This is a genomic window from Zwartia panacis, from assembly GCF_030410395.1.
Classification (GTDB): Bacteria; Pseudomonadota; Gammaproteobacteria; order Burkholderiales; family Burkholderiaceae_B; genus Zwartia; species Zwartia panacis.
This window is the reverse complement of sequence record NZ_JAUHHF010000007.1, coordinates 115,515-134,215: the sequence shown is the minus strand read 5'-3', so window position 1 is coordinate 134,215 and position 18,701 is coordinate 115,515. Positions and strand designations below refer to the sequence as shown.

Sequence of the window (18,701 nt, the reverse complement as noted above, 5' to 3'; positions counted from 1 at the left end):
TATCAATAAATGAAACTAGTCGGCGCGGTAATTGGGCGCTTCTTTTGTGATCTGGACGTCGTGCACGTGCGACTCCCGCATACCTGCCGCGGTGATCTGAACGAACTGGGGTTTGGTGCGCATTTCTTCGATCGACGCACAACCGCAATAGCCCATCGACGCACGAACTCCACCCACCAGTTGGAAAATAATCGCCAGCACACTACCCTTGTAAGGCACGCGACCTTCGATACCTTCGGGGACAAGTTTGTCAGCGTTATTCGCGGGATCCTGAAAATAACGGTCGGCTGAACCATCCGTCATCGCACCTAAGCTGCCCATTCCACGATAGGACTTGTATGAGCGACCCTGAAACAACACGACCTCTCCAGGCGCTTCTTCTGTGCCAGCAAACATCCCACCCATCATGACTGTGGATGCCCCAGCAGCGATGGCTTTGGCCACGTCGCCAGAAAAACGAATACCTCCATCGGCAATCAACGGCACGCCTGTGCCCTCAAGTGCTTTGGATACATCTGAAATTGCAGTGATCTGCGGTACGCCAACGCCAGCCACAACACGAGTCGTGCAAATCGAACCAGGGCCGATACCAACTTTGACCGCGTCAGCACCTGCGTTCAGAAGAGCGCGAGCCGCATCACCCGTGGCGATATTACCGCCAATCACTTCAACTTTAGGAAAATGAGTCTTGACCCACCGGACACGCTCAATGACCCCAGCAGAGTGGCCATGCGCCGTATCAACCACGATGACATCCACTCCCGCTGCAACGAGTTTTTCAACACGCTCTTCGGTGCCGTCGCCCACGCCCACAGCAGCGCCAACGCGAAGCTGACCATGGCTGTCCTTGCTTGCCGCCGGATGTTCGGTGTTTTTGACGATGTCTTTGACTGTCGCCAGACCGCGTAACTGGAAGGCATCGTTGACAATCAGTACACGCTCTAGACGATGCTTGTGCATCAGAGTCTGCGCCTCGGAGAGTGTCGTGCCCTCCTTCATGGTGATCAGACGTTCCTGCGGCGTCATGACTGTCGCGATCAACGCATCGAGGCGATCTTCGAAGCGTAAATCACGGTTGGTCACGATACCGACAAGCTTGCCTCCCTGAACGACTGGCAAGCCGGAAATACCGTGTCTACGCTGGAGTGCGATCGCATCCCGGACCTTCATGTCCGGAGTCACGGTGATCGGGTCAATCACAATACCGAACTCGTGTCGTTTGACACGCGCGACCTCTTGCGCCTGCTGATCGGCAGTGAGGTTTTTGTGGATGATTCCAATTCCACCCTCTTGCGCCATCGCGATGGCAAGACGGGACTCGGTGACCGTGTCCATGGCAGCCGAGACAAGTGGGATATTGAGGGAAATATTTCGTGTGAGGCGTGTGACCAGCGACGTGTCGCGTGGAAGTACCTGCGAAAAGGCAGGAACCAGCAAAACATCGTCGAAGGTGAGCGCAGTTTGGATAAGACGCATGAAAAGCTCCGGGCGCAAAGCGTGATTATACGATGGTAGAACCACTACTTTCATGGACGAACTGATGCTAAAAGACGGAATCCTCAAAAAAACTGATTTGGAAATATTCCGCTTATGAGTACTACAGATACCCTTGCACGCTGGCTTGCAGAGGAAAAGGCACTGCTTTCAGGAATGAAAAATGGCCGTTCTTCGGGCTTTTTAACCCCTGCTCAAATATCGAGTATGACGGGACTTGAAATCATGCAGGCAGTCCGACGAGGTGATTTACCAAGCGGACCGATGGCGATCACGATGAACTATATGTTGATGGAAATTGAGCCTGGGCGTGCAGTCTTGCAGGGACATCCGAACGAGGCTGTGCTCAACGTTCAAGGATCCGTGCACGGCGGCTGGTTTTCAAGCATTCTGGACGGTGCGGTCGGCAATGCGATTCATTCAATGCTGCCGGCCGGTAAAGGCTATGCCACGCTCGATTTAAGCGTCAAAATGACACGGCCTCTCAGCCCGAGTGTGGGTCGAGTCAGAGCGGTGGGGACAGTGATACAAGTTGGTCGTCAAGTGGCGACGGCCGAGGGAAAAATCCTCGGCCCCGACGGCAAACTGCATGCTTTTGCTACGACAACGTGCATGATTTTGGATGTCAAGCCAAAATAAAGTCAAATTTAGCCTAGAGAAACACGCGCATTCTGGAAAAAACGCATCCAAGGAGAATAAGCACCTTTTGAATCCTGTGGACCCCATTTTTCGGGCGCCCAGGACATCATCACATTTCTTGTGACGCGCTCTGGATGAGGCATCATGACAGTGAATCTTCCGTCTGCAGTCGTGACAGCGGTCAAGCCACCTGGACTGCCATTGGGATTGAGCGGATATGTTTCAGTTGCCTGGCCTCGGTGATCAACGTATCTCAATGCGCGTAAAACTTTGGAGGCATCGCCCTGGCGGGAGAAATTGGCAAAGCCCTCTCCATGGGCAACCGCGACTGGAATCTGTGTGCCTGCCATACCCTTGAAAAACAAGGATGGCGAATCGGTGACCTCAACCATGGAAAAACGAGCTTCGTATTTTTCTGAAACGTTGCGGGTAAAGCGCGGCCAATCCTGCGCACCTGGGATCATCGATGCAAGAGCGGCCATCATCTGGCAGCCATTACAAACGCCAAGGGCAAAGGTATCAACGCGTGAAAAGTAACGAGCGAACTGATCCGACAACTGATTGTTGAACAAAATACTCCGCGCCCAGCCTTCACCCGCACCTAAAACATCGCCATAACTGAAACCACCCACGGCAACTAAACCCTGAAAACCAGACAAGTCTGCTGAACCGGTCTGCAAGTCAGTCATGTGCACATCCCAAGCTTCAAAACCGGAGCGATCGAACGCCCAAGCCATTTCGACTTGACTGTTGCAACCCTGCTCGCGCAAGATTGCCACGCGCGGACGTACGCCCTTGTTAATGAATGGCGCCGCGATATTTTCCTGCGGATCAAAGCTGACAATCGGTGTCATTCCGGGATCAGTGGTGTCAGACCACGCATCAAATTCAGCCTGCGCACAAGCAGGATTGTCACGTAAAGAAGAAATCCGGTAACTGACATCGCTCCAGATCTTTCCGAGTTCGGCACGCGGTTGGCCCCAGATTTTTTTACCGTCCCGGAACACTTCGATTTCGTCAGCAGTGTTGAGAGAGCCAATGACATGAGAATGTGCGGAAAGGCCAGCCGCACGCAAAACCTGCATGACAGCGTCACGTTCAGCGCTTGGCACCTGAAGGACCGCGCCCAACTCTTCATTGAAGAGTGCTTTAAGTGTGAGCTCGTTTCGCTGCACAGCCACTTGCTCTGGACGAATTTTGTAATCCCCCCAATCGGCTGCGTACGCATCGATTGTCAGCATATCCAGGTTGAGAGAGACACCCGTATGTCCAGCGAACGCCATTTCACATATGGAAGCAAACAGACCGCCATCAGAACGATCATGATAGGCAAGTAACACACCCGACTCAGCCAAAGCGCGGATCGTCACAAAGAACGTCCGCAACATCTCTGCATCATCCATATCTGGCGTTTGTTCGCCAACCTGATTGATGACCTGCGCCAAAATAGATCCGCCCATGCGTTGTTTGCCGCGCCCGAGGTCGATCAGGATCAGCGCGGTGGGACCCACATCCGTGCGCAGTTGAGGCGTCAGCGTCTGTCGTACATCTTTGACCGGAGCAAAAGCGGTCACAATAAGGGATACGGGAGAAATGACCTGACGCTTTTGGTCGTCCTGTGTCCAGCTCGTCTGCATGGAAAGCGAGTCTTTGCCAACAGGGATCGAAAGTCCAACGCTCTGACAGAGTTGACTCACCGCTGTCACGGTGTCAAACAAGGCAGCATCCTGTCCCGGCGCGCCACAGGCAGCCATCCAGTTGGCAGAAAGCTTGATATCTTCGATACGGGCGACATCTGCCGCAGCGAGATTGGTCAGCGCCTCAGCAACAGCCATCCTGCCAGAGGCGGGCGCATCAATCGCGGCAATCGGTGTGCGTTCACCCATGGCCATCGCCTCACCGCGGGTCCCATCATGATCGGACAATGTCACTGCGCAATCGGACACGGCAACCTGCCAGGGGCCAACAAGCTGGTCCCGGCTGGATAAGCCACCCACTGTCCGGTCGCCAATCGTGATCAGAAAACTCTTATTCGCGACAGTTGGGTGTTGAAGCACGCGCGTCGTGGCATCCTCAAGCGAGATCACCGTCAAATCGAGTGGGACTGTTTCTGGTTGCAACCGTCTAACCTCTCTCGTCATACGAGGAGGTTTACCCAAAATCACATCGATGGGAACATCAACTGGACGCATGCCGTTCTGGGGCAAGATCGTGTCGAGACCTGGCAAACCCTCTCCCTGAACGACCTTCAACTGACGTTCTTCTGTTGCCACCCCGATCACTGCGAAGGGGCAGCGCTCTCGATCGGCAATCATTTGAAAACGCGGCAGATCCTTGGGCAAGACCGACAGTACATAACGTTCTTGGGACTCATTACTCCAGATTTCCGCGGGCGACATGCCGGATTCTTCAAGATGAACCCGAGTCAAATCAAACGTTGCGCCTCGTCCGGCATCGTTCACAAGCTCTGGAAAAGCATTGGACAGACCACCCGCTCCGACGTCATGGATCGCGACAATCGGATTTTGAGGACCCTGCTGCCAGCAACGGTCGATCACCTCTTGGCAACGCCGTTCTATTTCGGGATTGCCGCGCTGAACAGAGTCAAAATCCAGCGCCGCAGTGTTAGTCCCTACAGCCATGCTTGAGGCGGCGCTCCCACCCATTCCAATCCGCAATCCAGGACCACCAAGCTGGATTAACAAAGAGCCAGGTTCAATTCTGTCCTTTTTGGTTGCGTCAGCATCAATGCTACCCAAACCACCGGCAATCATGATCGGCTTGTGATAGCCCCATCGTGTTTGGCCAGCGCTCTGCTCGTAGGAGCGAAAGTAGCCAAGTAAATTGGGACGGCCGAATTCATTGTTAAAAGCTGCAGCACCCAATGGACCTTCGACCATGATCGAAAGTGGTGTCGAAATACGATCAGGCGCTCCGTGGTGATCGGACTCCCAGACGCGTGGAGCATCTTCGAATCTGAGATGAGAAACGGTAAAGCCTGCCAAACCTGCTTTAGGTTTTGAACCACGTCCGGTCGCGCCTTCGTCGCGGATTTCTCCACCCGCACCGGTTGAGGCACCTTCAAAAGGTGCGATCGCTGTAGGGTGATTGTGTGTCTCAACCTTCATCACCGTGTGAACACTCTTGGTCTCAGTACCGTAAACGGCAGCACGTCCCTGGATCTTTGCATTGGCTTGAAAGCGCTGAGCCTGTCCGCCCTCCATGATTGCAGCATTATCCGAGTAGGCCACAACCGTTCCAAGAGGTTGAGCGGCATGTGTTTCTCGAATCATGCCAAAGAGCGTTTTGGATTCGGGTTGGCCGTCAATCACCCATTGGGCGTTAAAAATCTTGTGACGGCAATGTTCACTATTTGCCTGCGCAAACATCATCAGCTCGACATCCGTCGGATCGCGACCAAGCTCCGTAAAAGCCTGAGTCAAATAATCGATTTCGTCCTCAGAAAGCGCCAGGCCTAACTTCATGTTGGCATCAAGCAAGGCTGACTTGCCCTGCGCCATCACCGCTACGGTTTGCATGGGCTTACCGGGTAGCGATCTGAACAAAAGCTCCGGGTCAAAACTGGCGTCGACAACCGTCTCGGTCATTCGGTCATGCAAGCAACTGGCCGCCTGGGACAACATTTCAGAATCAAGACTTTTAGATTTCAGCCAACCCCTCTCAGGCGTCAAGGTGTATTCGATTCCGCGCTCGATTCGCCGTACCGTACTCAAACCGCAATTGTGCGCAATGTCTGTTGCCTTGCTGGCCCAGGAAGAAATGGTGCCCAGTCTGGGAAAAACCCGCAAGATGATGGAAGAATCCGACGCCGAGGGAGCTGAATGTGGGACACCATAGTCCAACAGTTGGGTGACTCGCTTTTCAGTCTCTGCATCCGGCGTGCCCTCGAACCAGACAAAATGCTCATATCTGGCACTCAAACCAGCGATGGGCAGCCCAAGCGCACGCAGCTTTGAAAGCAAGCGCTCTTGACGAAAACTGGACAGAACTGAGGAGCCGGGAATATGCAGAATATGTGACACTTTGGCGACCAAGAGGCAACGTAGGGGAAAACACGCATTTTAGCGTCCTGAGACCCATTTAGGGACGAAGGCCCTAAGTTCGTTGCTATGATTACTCATAAATCTGACAACCTAGGAGACGAAAATGTCTATTACCCGACGCAAGCTCTTGACCGGCATGGGTGCCGGGGTCATCACGGTGGCTTCCCCTCTGAACAGTGCCTGGGCCCAGTCCAAGGCTGAGTTCTCCTACAAGTACGCGAACAACTTACCTCTGACCCACCCCATGAACATTCGGGCCAAGGAAATGGCTGAAGCGATTCAGAAAGAAACCCAGGGTCGTGTTGAAATCCGTATTTTCCCAAGCAGCCAGCTTGGATCAGACACCGACATGCTCAGCCAGGTGCGAAGCGGTGGTGTTGAATTTTTCACGTTGTCGGGTTTGATTCTTGCAACACTCGTCCCTGCTTCCTCCATTACAGGTATCGGCTTTGCCTTCGGAAACTACGCTGATGTATGGAAAGCGCTTGATGGCGATCTCGGAGCACATGTTCGTAAAGAGATCAATAAAGCGAACCTGGTTGTGATGGACAAAATCTGGGATAACGGTTTTCGCCAGATTACTTCTTCAACCAAACCCATCCAAACCGCCGCAGACCTCAAAGGTTTCAAGATCCGCGTGCCTGTTTCCCCTCTTTGGACATCCATGTTCAAAGCATTTGACTCAGCCCCCGCATCGATCAACTTCAACGAAGTCTATAGCGCGCTGCAAACAAAAATTGTTGATGGCCAGGAAAATCCGCTTGCCATTATTGATACCGCCAAACTCAATGAAGTGCAGAAATATTGCTCACTGACCAACCATATGTGGGACGGTTTCTGGTTCTTGGCGAACAAGCGCGCTTGGGAACGTCTGCCTGAGAATCTGCGCGCGATTGTTGCCAAAAATATCAATGCCGCCGGCATGAAAGAACGTGAAGATGTCGCCGGGATGAACGCTTCCTTGCAAAAAGGTCTGACCGAAAAGGGCATGATCTTTAATCAAACGACACCCGAATCTTTCCGCGATCGCTTGCGTGCCGGTGGTTTCTACGCTGAATGGAAGACCAAGCTTGGTAACGAGGCCTGGGAAATGCTCGAACGCTACAGCGGCAAGCTGGCCTAACCCTCAAGCGTTGATCCGGAGCTCTGGATCAAATATGCAAGTTTCGGGCGCCCGACATGTGGCGCCCATTATTTTTAATCAAGCCACCACCTGACGACGCACTGCAATACTCGGAGCATTCATGACGACCCACGCAGTCTCCCCTCCCGCCCCAATGGTTTCCAGGCTCCTCAAGCCGCTGGAGTTTCTCAGCGCCGTATTACTCGTCGTCATCATCACCTTTCTCTTTATCGGCGTCGTGGCCCGTTATGTTTTTTCGATTCCGATCGTCTGGATCGATGAGGTTGTATCGCTTTCCTTTCTTTGGCTCGCCATGCTCGGCACAGCAATCGCCATGCACAGGAACGAGCACCTTCGGCTCAGTCTCTTTTTGGACATGATGCCCAAGCAGATCCAGGGATTTGTCCATGCGCTCGCTTTAGTGTCCATTGCGGCGTTTTTAATCGCCCTCATTCATCCCGCCGTCATTTACGCGCAAGAAGAATGGTTTGTGAAATCACCTGCGCTTAACATTCCAAACACCTACAGAGTCTCTGCCCTGGCCTTTGGAATCATCGCGATGTTGGCCATTTTGGTGACATACGCCACTCAAACCGTCAGTAAAAGCAATCTGCTTGGTGCCATCGCAGTTGTCGCGCTGGTTGCTGGCGGATGCTGGCTTGGGTCGGGATCATTAACTGAGCTGGGTCTCTACAACATCATCTTTTTCCTGGTGATACTGGTCGCACTTTGTCTGGTCGCAGGTGTACCAATCGCGTTTTGTTTCGGACTGGGGGCACTCAGCTATCTTGCATTCGCGACCAGTGTGCCGCTCATGGTCGTGATTGGTCGTATGGACGAAGGCATGTCAAGCCTGATCCTGGTGTCCGTTCCAATCTTCGTACTTTTAGGTTGCATATTGGATGCAACAGGGATGGGCAAAGCCATCGTAGATTTTCTAGCCTCGTTACTTGGCCATATCAAGGCGGGGATGTCCTACGTGTTGCTGGGCTCACTTTTCATCGTCTCAGGCATTTCAGGTTCCAAGGTCTCTGATATGGCCACCATTGCCCCCGCACTCTTTCCGGAGATGAAGCGACGCGGACACAAACCCAAAGAAATGATTGCCTTGCTGGCCACGGGAGCCGCCATGGCAGATACGGTCCCCCCCAGCATCGTACTGATTGTGCTGGGATCGGTTGCGGGCGTTTCTATTGCCGGGCTTTTTCAAAGCGGCGTGGTGATAGCGATGGTGCTGTTAGTCGCACTCGCAGTGCTGGCTAGATGGAAGGCCCGCCATGAAATCATGGATCAAGTCAAACGCTCAAGTACGTCTGTGATTGGTAAAACGCTTTTGATCGCGGCTCCAGCGTTAGTGCTGCCTTTTCTGATTCGAAGCGCCGTGGGTGGCGGAGTCGCGACTGCGACAGAGGTATCCACAATCGCCGTACTCTATGCAATGATCATTGGCCAAGTCCTCTATGGCGGCCTGGGATGGCGCAAGATCTACAACATGCTGGTGGAAACTGCAGCTCTCAGCGGGGCCATCTTGCTGATTCTTGGCACAGCCTCGGCGATGGCTTGGGCGATCACCCAAAGCGGAGTCGTACAGAGTTTGTCGCAATTCCTGACCACACTGCCAGGCGGTGTCGTGAGCTTCATGATCGTCACCATCCTGATCTTTTTGATTCTGGGTTGTTTACTGGAAGGCCTTCCAGCGATTTTAATTTTGGCTCCGATCATGTTCCCCATCGCCAGAAAACTTGGGATTCACGACATCCACTATTCAATGGTCGTTGTCACCGCGATGAATATCGGCCTGATGATGCCCCCGATTGGAGTGGGATTTTTCGTAGCCTGTCGTATCGGAAACAGTTCCCCCGACGAAGTGATGGGAGCGATCTGGCCATATATTTTGGCATTGATCGCAGGCTTGGCCATTATCGCTGCGGTGCCATGGCTGTCGACTGTCGCACTTTGAAATCATTAAGATCAGTTAAAAAGCCTGCCAAACTATATTTTTGGCAGGCTTTTTTTTCACGCAATCGGCGGTGACGTGTTTTACTTTTTGCGCACAGGAGGCAAGTCAGTGCAATGCCCCTCCGCGGCTTCCGCAGCCAGACCGATCGACTCTCCAAGCGTAGGATGAGGATGGATGGTCTTGCCGATATCCACAGCATCAGCGCCCATCTCAATTGCGAGAGCAACTTCGCCAATCAAATCACCCGCGTGGGTACCGACGATCCCACCACCAAGGATTTTATGGCTGGTTGCATCAAACAAAAGCTTGGTAAATCCTTCGTCACGGCCATTGGCAATCGCACGACCAGAAGCTGCCCATGGAAAAATCCCCTTGGTGACCGCGATACCTTCTTGCTTGGCTTGATCCTCGGTCAATCCAACCCAGGCGATCTCAGGGTCCGTATAAGCCACTGATGGGATCACGCGGGCGTCAAAAAAGCTCTTCTGACCAGCAGCGGCTTCAGCCGCCACATGACCTTCGTGCACGGCTTTGTGCGCAAGCATAGGTTGACCGACAATATCTCCAATCGCAAAGATATTTGGAACATTGGTTCTCATCTGACGGTCGACTTCAATAAAACCACGCTCGGTCACCGCGACACCCGCGCGCTCAGCGCCAATTTTTTTCCCATTCGGCACGCGTCCAACTGCCTGAAGCACTAAATCGTAGCGTTGGGCTTCTTTGGGGGCGCCCTCACCTTCGAAAGTGACGTAGATGCCATCCTTTTTCGCCTCGGCCGCGACTGTTTTGGTTTTAAGCATGAGGTGATCAAAACGATGACCATTCATTTTTTGCCAGACCTTAACCAAATCGCGGTCAGCCCCCTGCATCAAACCATCTTGCATCTCAACCACATCGAGTCGGGAACCCAGCGCTGAATAAACAGTGCCCATCTCAAGACCAATAATGCCGCCACCTACGATCAGCATTTTCTTGGGAATGCTGCGCAACAAAAGCGCGCCTGTGGAGTCGACCACACGATCATCAGCTGGCATGAACGGTAATTTGACAGACTGGCTACCGGCAGCAATGATGGCCTGTCCGAAAGCAATTGTCTGCAAGCCCTGATCTGTTTTTACACTCAGATGATTAGCCGTCACAAACTCGCCCAAGCCCTGTATGACAGTGACTTTACGAGCCTTAGCCATACCAGCTAGACCACCCGTCAGCTTACCAATCACGCCATCTTTGAAAGCCCGCAGCTTATCCAGATCAATCTTTGGTTTAGCAAAAGAAATACCATGAGCTTCGAGCGCCTGCGCTTCTTCGAGAACCGCAGCGGTATGCAGCAATGCTTTTGAAGGAATGCAACCGACATTGAGGCACACTCCGCCAAGCGTGGCGTAACGCTCAACAAGAACAACATTCAAACCCAGATCCGCAGCACGAAACGCAGCGGAGTATCCACCTGGACCTGCACCCAGAACAAGAAGATCACACTGGGTGTCTACTTTTCCAGAAAAACTTGCCATCACTGGCTGAGCTGCTGGTGAACTAACTGGGGTTGACGCAGTCGCCGGAGCCGCCGCTGATGAGGCAGCAGCCGGTGCAACTGAGGCAGCAGTGGCAGAAGTTGTTGCTAAAGCAGGAGCCGACGCAGGGGTCGAGGCGGCTGCTGGCGCCGCTGAACCCGCTTCCATTTTCATGATGACAGAGCCCTGCTTGACCTTGTCGCCAACTTTAACGGAAATACTTTTGATCACACCGGCTTGCGCGCTCGGTATCTCCATGGAAGCCTTGTCAGATTCCACGGTAATTAAACTCTGATCTGCCTTGACGGTATCGCCCGCTTTGACCAGCACTTCGATCACCTCAACAGTGTCAAAGTCACCGATATCAGGTACCACCACATCGATTAGATTGCTCATGGCAACTCCTTAGAGGGCAATACGGCGGAAATCCGCCAGGAGACTGCCAAGATAGGCATTGAAACGCGCCGCTGCCGCACCATCAATCACGCGATGATCATATGAAAGTGAAAGGGGCAATGTGAGCTGAGGGACAAACGTCTTGCCATCCCATACAGGCTTCATATAAGAGCGAGAAACACCCAGAATCGCTAACTCAGGAGCATTGATGATGGGAGTGAAGTGCGTGCCGCCAATACCACCCAGAGAGGAAATCGAGAAACATCCGCCCTGCATTTCAGCAGGAGAAAGTTTTCCATCGCGGGCTTTTTTGGCAAGCTCACTGCTCTCGTTTGCAAGCTCGATAATGCCCTTTTTATCCGCATCGCGGATAACAGGGACAACCAGGCCGTTTGGCGTATCCGCTGCGAAACCAATATGAAAATATTGTTTCATGATCAGCTGGTCACCATCGATCGAGGCATTGAACTCAGGGAATTTCTTGAGCGCTGCCACACTAGCCTTGATTAAAAAGGCAAGCATCGTGACCTTTACACCTGACTTCTCGTTTTCCTTGTTGAGAGTCACGCGCAAAGCTTCGAGTTCGGTGATGTTGGCTTCGTCGTTGTTGGTGACGTGCGGGATCATGACCCAATTGCGGTGCAAATTGGCACCAGAAATTTTCTTGATGCGCGAAAGTGGCTTGGGCGTGACCTCACCGAATTTAGTGAAATCAATCTTGGGCCAAGGCAACAGCTCCATGCCTCCCATGGAAGCGCCTGACGAAGCAACTGGAGCTGCACCTCCGGACAAAGCTTGCTTCACAAAGCTCTGAACGTCTTCTTGGAGGATGCGTCCTTTCGGACCACTTCCTTTTACAAGATTCAAATCGACACCCAGCTCGCGCGCAAACTTGCGCACTGAGGGTGAGGCATGAGCCATGCCCGCAGTTGAGACGGGGAGTTCGAGCTTTCCAGCCGCCGGGGATGCTTCAGCAGGCGCTGGCGATGCCGCAGCGACTGAAGCAGTCACTGGTGCGGCCACAGACACTGGTGCTGAAACCTCAACCGCAGCTGGAACTGCAGGTGGAGCCGCTGCGGGTGCGGCGGGTGCAACGGGTGCAACGGGTGCTGCAGAGGCAGCCGTTGCAGCAGGCTCAACATGCAGCATGACACTACCCTGCTTGACCTTATCGCCGACCTTGACCTCGATCGATTTCACGACTCCACCAATGGAGGTGGGAATTTCCATCGAGGCTTTGTCTGACTCGACAGTAATCAGGCTTTGCTCAGCCTTGACGGTGTCGCCGACTTTGACCAGAACCTCGATCACCTCTACGGTGTCGAAATCCCCGATGTCTGGAACCTGTATAGCTGTGACGTTACTCATATCGGGTCTCTCTATCAAGCGTATTGAGGATTGGCTTTGTCAGGATTGATGCCATATTTCTTGATCGCGGCTGCGACTTGGCTTACGAGGACAGTCCCTTCGTCAGCCAGCGCGCGCAGCGTTGCAAGCACCACGAAATGACGGTCAACTTCAAAATGCTCACGCAGTTTGGATCGGAAATCTGAACGACCAAAACCGTCTGTTCCCAACACTTTGTAATCCCGGCCACGCGGCATGAAAGGGCGAACCTGATCAGCAAACAACTTCATGTAATCGGTCGATGCGATGATTGGCCCCTCTGTCTTTTCAAGCAAGCTTGTGACGAAGGCTGTCTTTGACTTACCGGTGGGATGAAGCATATTGTGACGCTCGCAATCCAAACCGTCTCGACGCAACTCCGTAAAGCTCGTGACACTCCAGATGTCAGCAGAAACACCCCAGTCTTTTTCCAACAGTTCGGCTGCTGCCATCACTTCGCGCAAAATTGTCCCGGATCCGAGCAACTGTGCACGCAGTTTGTTTTTACCGCCCTTTTTGAGGCGATACATTCCGCGGATAATCCCCTCCTCGTCGCCTTTATTCAGACCAGGTTGGGCGTAATTTTCATTCATCACCGTCAGGTAGAAGAACACGTTTTCCTGATCTTCGACCATACGCTTCAAACCATGCTGAATAATCACAGCTAATTCGTGCGCGAAGGTTGGATCGTAAGAAACACAATTAGGAATAGTCGAAGAGAAAATATGGCTGTGTCCATCCTCGTGCTGCAAACCCTCTCCGTTGAGCGTTGTGCGGCCTGCGGTACCGCCTAACAGGAAACCACGCGCTTGCATGTCACCGGCCGCCCAAGCCAGGTCGCCAATTCTCTGGAAACCAAACATCGAGTAATAGATATAGAACGGAATCATGATGCGGTTATTCGTCGAATACGACGTCGCCGCAGCGATCCACGAACTGAATGCACCCGCTTCGTTGATCCCTTCTTGCAAAAGTTGTCCGTCAGATGCTTCGCGGTAGTACATCACCTGGTCTTTATCGACGGGAGTGTACTTTTGACCTTCGGGAGCATAAATGCCGATTTGGCGGAATAGGCCCTCCATACCAAAGGTGCGGGACTCATCCGCAAGGATTGGCACCACTCTGGGCCCAAGGTCTTTGTCGCGCAGAATCTGATTTAGCACTCGAACGAAAGCCTGTGTTGTAGAGATTTCACGCCCCTCTGCGGTGGGCTCAAGCACAGGACGCATCACTTCAAGGGCCGGAGCCTTCAGTTTTTCATCTGCACGGGTCCGGCGTTTGGGCAAGTAACCACCCAATGCCTTGCGTCGCTCATGCAGATAAATCATTTCAGGCGAGTCTTCGGCTGGTTTGAAGTAAGGAACTTCCTCGAGCTTACTGTCGGGAATCGGAATGTTGTAACGATCGCGGAATTCACGGATCGTTTCCATATCAAGCTTCTTCTGCTGGTGCGAAGGATTCTTGGCTTGCACAACATGGCCTACACCGTAGCCCTTGATGGTTTTGGCTAGGATGACTGTCGGTTGACCGACATGTTTAGTCGCCGCTGAAAAAGCGGCATAAACCTTATGAGGATCGTGACCGCCACGATTCAAGCGCCAGATATCCTCATCGCTCATGCGAGAAACCATTTCTAGCAACTTGGGATGCTTGCCAAAGAAATGCTCCCGGACAAACTTACCATCATTGGCCTTATAAGCCTGGTATTCGCCATCGACGGTTTCTTCCATGATTTTGCGCAAGATTCCTTCCTTGTCGCTGGCCAACAGTGGATCCCAATATCCACCCCAGATCATCTTGATCACATTCCAGCCGCTGCCACGGAAATCACCCTCAAGCTCTTGAATGATTTTGCCATTTCCGCGAACAGGTCCATCAAGACGCTGAAGGTTGCAGTTAATAACAAAAATCAGGTTATCCAGTTTTTCTCGGGCCGCCAAACTAATTGCGCCCAGCGACTCGGGCTCATCCATCTCGCCGTCGCCACAAAAAACCCAAACTTTACGCTGGCTGGTGTCAGCTAAACCACGTGCGTGCAAATACTTCAAAAAGCGAGCTTGATAAATCGCCATCAACGGACCTAAGCCCATCGAGACTGTGGGGAACTGCCAGAATTCGGGCATCAGCTTCGGGTGAGGATAGGAGGACAATCCTTTACCGTCGACCTCTTGACGAAAATGATCGAGCTGCTCCTCGGTCAACCGTCCCTCAAGATAAGCGCGGCCATACACACCGGGCGACGAATGACCCTGGAAGTAAACCAGATCCCCACCGCGCTCTGGCGTATCAGCATGCCAAAAATGATTTTGTCCGCAACCGATCATGGTCGCCAAGGACGCAAAAGACGCGATATGACCACCTAGATCACCGCCGTCGGGAGGATTGTGCTTATTTGCTTTAACAACCATCGCCATCGCATTCCAACGGATGATGCTCCGGATGCGCGCCTCGAGTTCGAGGTTGCCAGGCTGGTTGGGTTCAAGCCCCACGGGAATGGTATTGAGATACGCAGTATTAGGAGAAAATGGTATGTGCGCACCTGAGCGTCGCGCTAAATCCGTCAGACGCTCTAAAAGATAATGGGCACGTTCGGGACCTTCGCGGTCTAGCACCGCAGCCAAAGCATCTAGCCATTCTTGCGTTTCCAGCGAATCAACATCATTCGCGGCGTTGAAACCGGCAGCTTGTGGTGCCATGTGAATCTCCTGATTCGTAGGTTCTTTTAAGTAAGAGCCTAACTGTTTTTTGGGTATTTGCCGCATTCTAGGTATAACTTTTGGTTGGGGCAACAAAAATTTCATAAGGCGGTACGTATTTTCGTATTATGAAATGTTAAGCCCCAAACTACTGGCATAACCTGACTAAAATGCGCTATTCGTCTACTAGCGTGAAATATGTCCGCTCCACCAAAGTCAGTCATCGCTACGCCATTCTTGGACCAGGCTCGCCTTCGCAGGCGACGCTGGTATTGGCTCACGCCTATGCTGATCTTGATCCTGTATGCATGTGTGATGGGAGCGTTCTTTTGGCTCCAGCGCATCCAAGACGGAAGCGTCATGTTCATCACGATCGACCAGGAAATGAGACAGCATCGTCTGATCTGGGTTGTCATCGCGCTTTCAATTGTGATTGTGATCGCCCTCCTGATTCTGTGGCGCTACACACGTTACCGCTCAGAGGCAGAGGCAGCACTCATCGCAGAAACCGGGTTCAGGCGCGCGATGGAAAACTCCATGTCAACCGGTATGCGTGTACTCGATCTCGAGGGACGCATCGCTTACGTCAACCCGGCTTTTTGTCGGATGATTGGCTGGAACGAAGCGGATCTGATTGGTCGCATGCCTCCATTCCCCTATTGGGTTCCGGGTATGCATGACACGCACATGCAGACCTTGGAGAGTGTTTTAACTGGCAAAGCGCCCAGCAGCGGACTTGAGCTCGAAGCGCAGCGGCGCGACGGCTCACGATTCAACGCTCGCATGTATGTTTCACCCCTCCTCGATCCTCAAGGAAACCAGATTGGCTGGATGACCTCGATGACCGACATTACCGAGCCCAAACGAATCCGCGAGGCTTTGACTGCGGCGCACGAACGCTTTATGACCGTGCTTGAGGGGCTGGATGATGCCATTTCTGTCACGGCGGATACGAACGAGGGGCTTGAGTTGCTGTTCGCCAATCGAACTTACCGGCGCCTGTTCGGTGCACAAACGAATGGTCATGATGAGTTGCTGGCAGGCCGTCGTGGTCGTTATACAGACGAGTCAGTCGAAATTTTTTCCGCCTCTGTGCAACGATGGTTCGAAGTGCAGCACCGCATGCTGGCCTGGACGGACGGCCGACGCGTGAGACTTCAGGTGGCCCGCGACATTACAGAACGCAGGCAACACGAAGAGGCATCCCGCATACAGCAAGAGAAAATTCAACTCACCAGTCGACTGACCACGATGGGCGAAATGGCCTCGTCACTTGCCCATGAACTGAATCAACCTTTGACGGCCATCGCCAACTACAGCATGGGTGCAGTCGCCATGGTGAAATCGGGCAATACAAATATGGACGCACTTTTGCCTGCGCTTGAGAAAGCCGCCGCTCAGGCGCAGCGTGCGGGTAAAATCATCAGCCGTATTAGAGATTTCGTTAAACGCAGCGAACCTCGTCGACAAGCGATCCAGATCCAGACTGTGGTTGACAATGCCATCAGTCTTGCTGAAATACACTCGCGAAAACGTCAGGTCGCGATCAGTCACAATGTGCCTGAACATTTGCCAGATGTTTTTGCGGATCCGATACTGATCGAGCAGGTATTGTTGAACCTGCTCAAAAACGGCCTGGAATCGATGGAGCAAAGTGCCGTGGAGACACTCGTGGTCTCGGTTGCGCTGCATGACAACCAAATCGAAGTTGCGGTCACGGATCGCGGTCACGGCCTATCAGATCCTGAACGTTTGTTCGAACCATTTTTCAGCACCAAGTCAGAGGGTTTAGGCATGGGCTTGAATATTTGCCGCACTATTATCGAATCCCATCACGGTCGCCTTTGGGCGGTCAGTAATCCAGAAGGCGGAACAACCTTTCGCTTTACACTGCCCTGCGTCTCAAACCTTGAGTCGCATCAGCAACTTCAGTCCGAGGAGTTACCCACATGAATGCACCCCAAACCGCCAGCACCGTATACATCGTCGATGATGATGAAGCTGTTCGGGACTCCTTGCGCTGGCTACTCGAAGCGAACAATTATCGTGTACGCGCATTTCCAAGCGGCGAGAGTTTTCTGGCCGAATACGATGAACAGCGCCCTGGCGTGCTGATTGTTGACGTGCGTATGCCTGGTATGAGCGGACTTGAACTTCAAGAACAACTGATTGCGCGCAAGTCTTCCATGCCCATCGTCTTCATTACAGGGCACGGTGATGTACCCATGGCCGTTTCCACGATTAAAAAGGGTGCGATCGATTTTCTGGAAAAACCATTCGACGAGACTGATCTGCGTGAAATTGTCGGAAGAATGTTCGAACAGGCCAATGAGCGTCTGTCGCAAGCTCAAGCTCAGAGAGAGCACGAAGCGATGCTTGCCCGACTGACTGCACGCGAACAGCAGGTACTCGAACGCATTGTCGCGGGACGACTCAACAAACAGATTGCTGACGATTTAGGTATCAGCATTAAAACCGTTGAAGCACATCGTGCGAACATCATGGAAAAACTTCAAGTCACCACTGTTGCAGATTTGATGAAAGTTGCTCTATCAAAGCCCGAGATCTCAGTATGACGGCTCGTGTCATTGATGGTGTCAAACTTTCCGCCACGATCCGAGAAGATGTGGCCCAGCGCGCCGCAAAATTAGCCACCTCAGGTATTCAGCCGGGCCTGGCAGTGATTTTGGTGGGGAGTGATCCTGCTTCGCAAGTCTATGTTCGAAACAAAGTCGCCGCCTGCGAAAAAGCAGGATTTCATTCTGTGCTGGAGCAATACGGCGCAGAGTTGACTCAGGAGGCGCTGCTTGCGCGCGTGCGAGCGCTGAACGAAGACCCTTCTATTCATGGCATCTTGGTTCAACTTCCTTTACCTGCACACATCGACTCCCACCTTGTGATCGAAACGATTGCAGCCCAAAAAGACGTGGATGGGTTTCACATCAGCAATGCTGGTTTACTGATGACAGGCAAGCCACTTTTCATCCCCTGCACACCCTACGGTGTCATGAAAATGCTCGAATCTGAGCAAGTTCAACTCAGAGGGGCGGTTGCCGTGGTGATCGGCGCGAGCAATATTGTTGGTAAACCCATGGCGATGCTGTTACAGAGTGCGGGTGCCACCGTCACTATTTGCAACTCAAAAACAAAAGACTTAAGTTGGCATACTCGTCACGCGGATATTCTTGTTGTAGCAACCGGCAAGCCTAAAATGATTGATGCAAGCATGGTTAAGCCTGGCGCCATCGTGATCGATGTGGGCATCAATCGTGGAGCCGATGGCAAGCTTTGCGGCGATGTTGATTTCGAGAGCGTCAAACAGGTCGCCGGGGCAATCACCCCGGTACCTGGCGGGGTCGGTCCCATGACGATTGCAATGCTCTTGGTCAACACGATCGAAGCAGCTGAACGCACTCAACAAAGGTAGGC

At 52.7% G+C, this 18,701-nt stretch carries 11 protein-coding genes; 6 read left to right on the top strand and 5 right to left on the bottom strand.

What is annotated here, in order from left to right:
• Positions 1-15: 15 nt before the first annotated feature.
• Positions 16-1,476, bottom strand: coding sequence for an IMP dehydrogenase (guaB, locus tag QWY30_RS10960; protein ID WP_290240954.1), 1,461 nt, complete (start codon positions 1,474-1,476; stop codon positions 16-18).
• 114 nt (positions 1,477-1,590) lie between these two features.
• Between guaB and QWY30_RS10955 the strand changes: the two genes are divergently transcribed.
• On the top strand, positions 1,591-2,133 hold the full coding sequence (locus tag QWY30_RS10955; protein WP_290240953.1) for a PaaI family thioesterase: 543 nt from the start codon (positions 1,591-1,593) through the stop codon (positions 2,131-2,133).
• Between the two features lie 8 nt (positions 2,134-2,141).
• Here QWY30_RS10955 and purL read toward each other — a convergent pair whose 3' ends face one another.
• The gene (gene purL / locus QWY30_RS10950; protein ID WP_290240950.1) at positions 2,142-6,176 is read right to left on the bottom strand and encodes a phosphoribosylformylglycinamidine synthase; all 4,035 of its coding nucleotides are present in this window, start codon (positions 6,174-6,176) and stop codon (positions 2,142-2,144) included.
• 124 nt (positions 6,177-6,300) lie between these two features.
• Here purL and QWY30_RS10945 point away from each other — a divergent pair, with 124 nt between their 5' ends.
• A complete protein-coding gene (locus QWY30_RS10945; RefSeq protein ID WP_290240948.1) occupies positions 6,301-7,320 on the top strand; it encodes a TRAP transporter substrate-binding protein in 1,020 nt (339 codons plus the stop codon).
• A gap of 121 nt (positions 7,321-7,441) precedes the next feature.
• On the top strand, positions 7,442-9,280 hold the full coding sequence (locus tag QWY30_RS10940) for a TRAP transporter large permease (RefSeq protein ID WP_290240946.1): 1,839 nt from the start codon (positions 7,442-7,444) through the stop codon (positions 9,278-9,280).
• 80 nt (positions 9,281-9,360) lie between these two features.
• On the opposite strand, the gene lpdA is transcribed toward QWY30_RS10940, so the two are convergent.
• From lpdA to aceE, 3 genes are read right to left on the bottom strand one after another with little or no spacing between them, the layout of a single operon-like run.
• Entirely contained in the window at positions 9,361-11,190 is a 1,830-nt protein-coding gene (gene lpdA, locus QWY30_RS10935) for a dihydrolipoyl dehydrogenase (protein WP_290240944.1), read from the bottom strand.
• Positions 11,191-11,199: 9 nt separating this feature from the next.
• Complete coding sequence (aceF, locus tag QWY30_RS10930) at positions 11,200-12,558, bottom strand: dihydrolipoyllysine-residue acetyltransferase (RefSeq protein WP_290240942.1); 1,359 nt, start codon at positions 12,556-12,558, stop codon at positions 11,200-11,202.
• A 14-nt stretch (positions 12,559-12,572) separates the two neighbouring features.
• The gene (gene aceE / locus QWY30_RS10925) at positions 12,573-15,272 is read right to left on the bottom strand and encodes a pyruvate dehydrogenase (acetyl-transferring), homodimeric type (RefSeq protein WP_290240940.1); all 2,700 of its coding nucleotides are present in this window, start codon (positions 15,270-15,272) and stop codon (positions 12,573-12,575) included.
• Between the two features lie 198 nt (positions 15,273-15,470).
• On the opposite strand from aceE, the gene QWY30_RS10920 reads away from it, so the two are divergent.
• The 3 genes from QWY30_RS10920 to folD are packed head-to-tail and all read left to right on the top strand — an operon-like array spanning position 15,471 to position 18,699.
• Complete coding sequence (locus QWY30_RS10920; RefSeq protein WP_290240938.1) at positions 15,471-17,225, top strand: PAS domain-containing sensor histidine kinase; 1,755 nt, start codon at positions 15,471-15,473, stop codon at positions 17,223-17,225.
• A complete protein-coding gene (locus QWY30_RS10915; RefSeq protein ID WP_290240936.1) occupies positions 17,222-17,848 on the top strand; it encodes a response regulator transcription factor in 627 nt (208 codons plus the stop codon). Before QWY30_RS10920 ends, QWY30_RS10915 begins: the two co-directional genes overlap by 4 nt.
• A complete protein-coding gene (gene folD, locus QWY30_RS10910; RefSeq protein ID WP_290240934.1) occupies positions 17,845-18,699 on the top strand; it encodes a bifunctional methylenetetrahydrofolate dehydrogenase/methenyltetrahydrofolate cyclohydrolase FolD in 855 nt (284 codons plus the stop codon). Before QWY30_RS10915 ends, folD begins: the two co-directional genes overlap by 4 nt.
• The last annotated feature ends 2 nt before the right edge of the window (positions 18,700-18,701 follow it).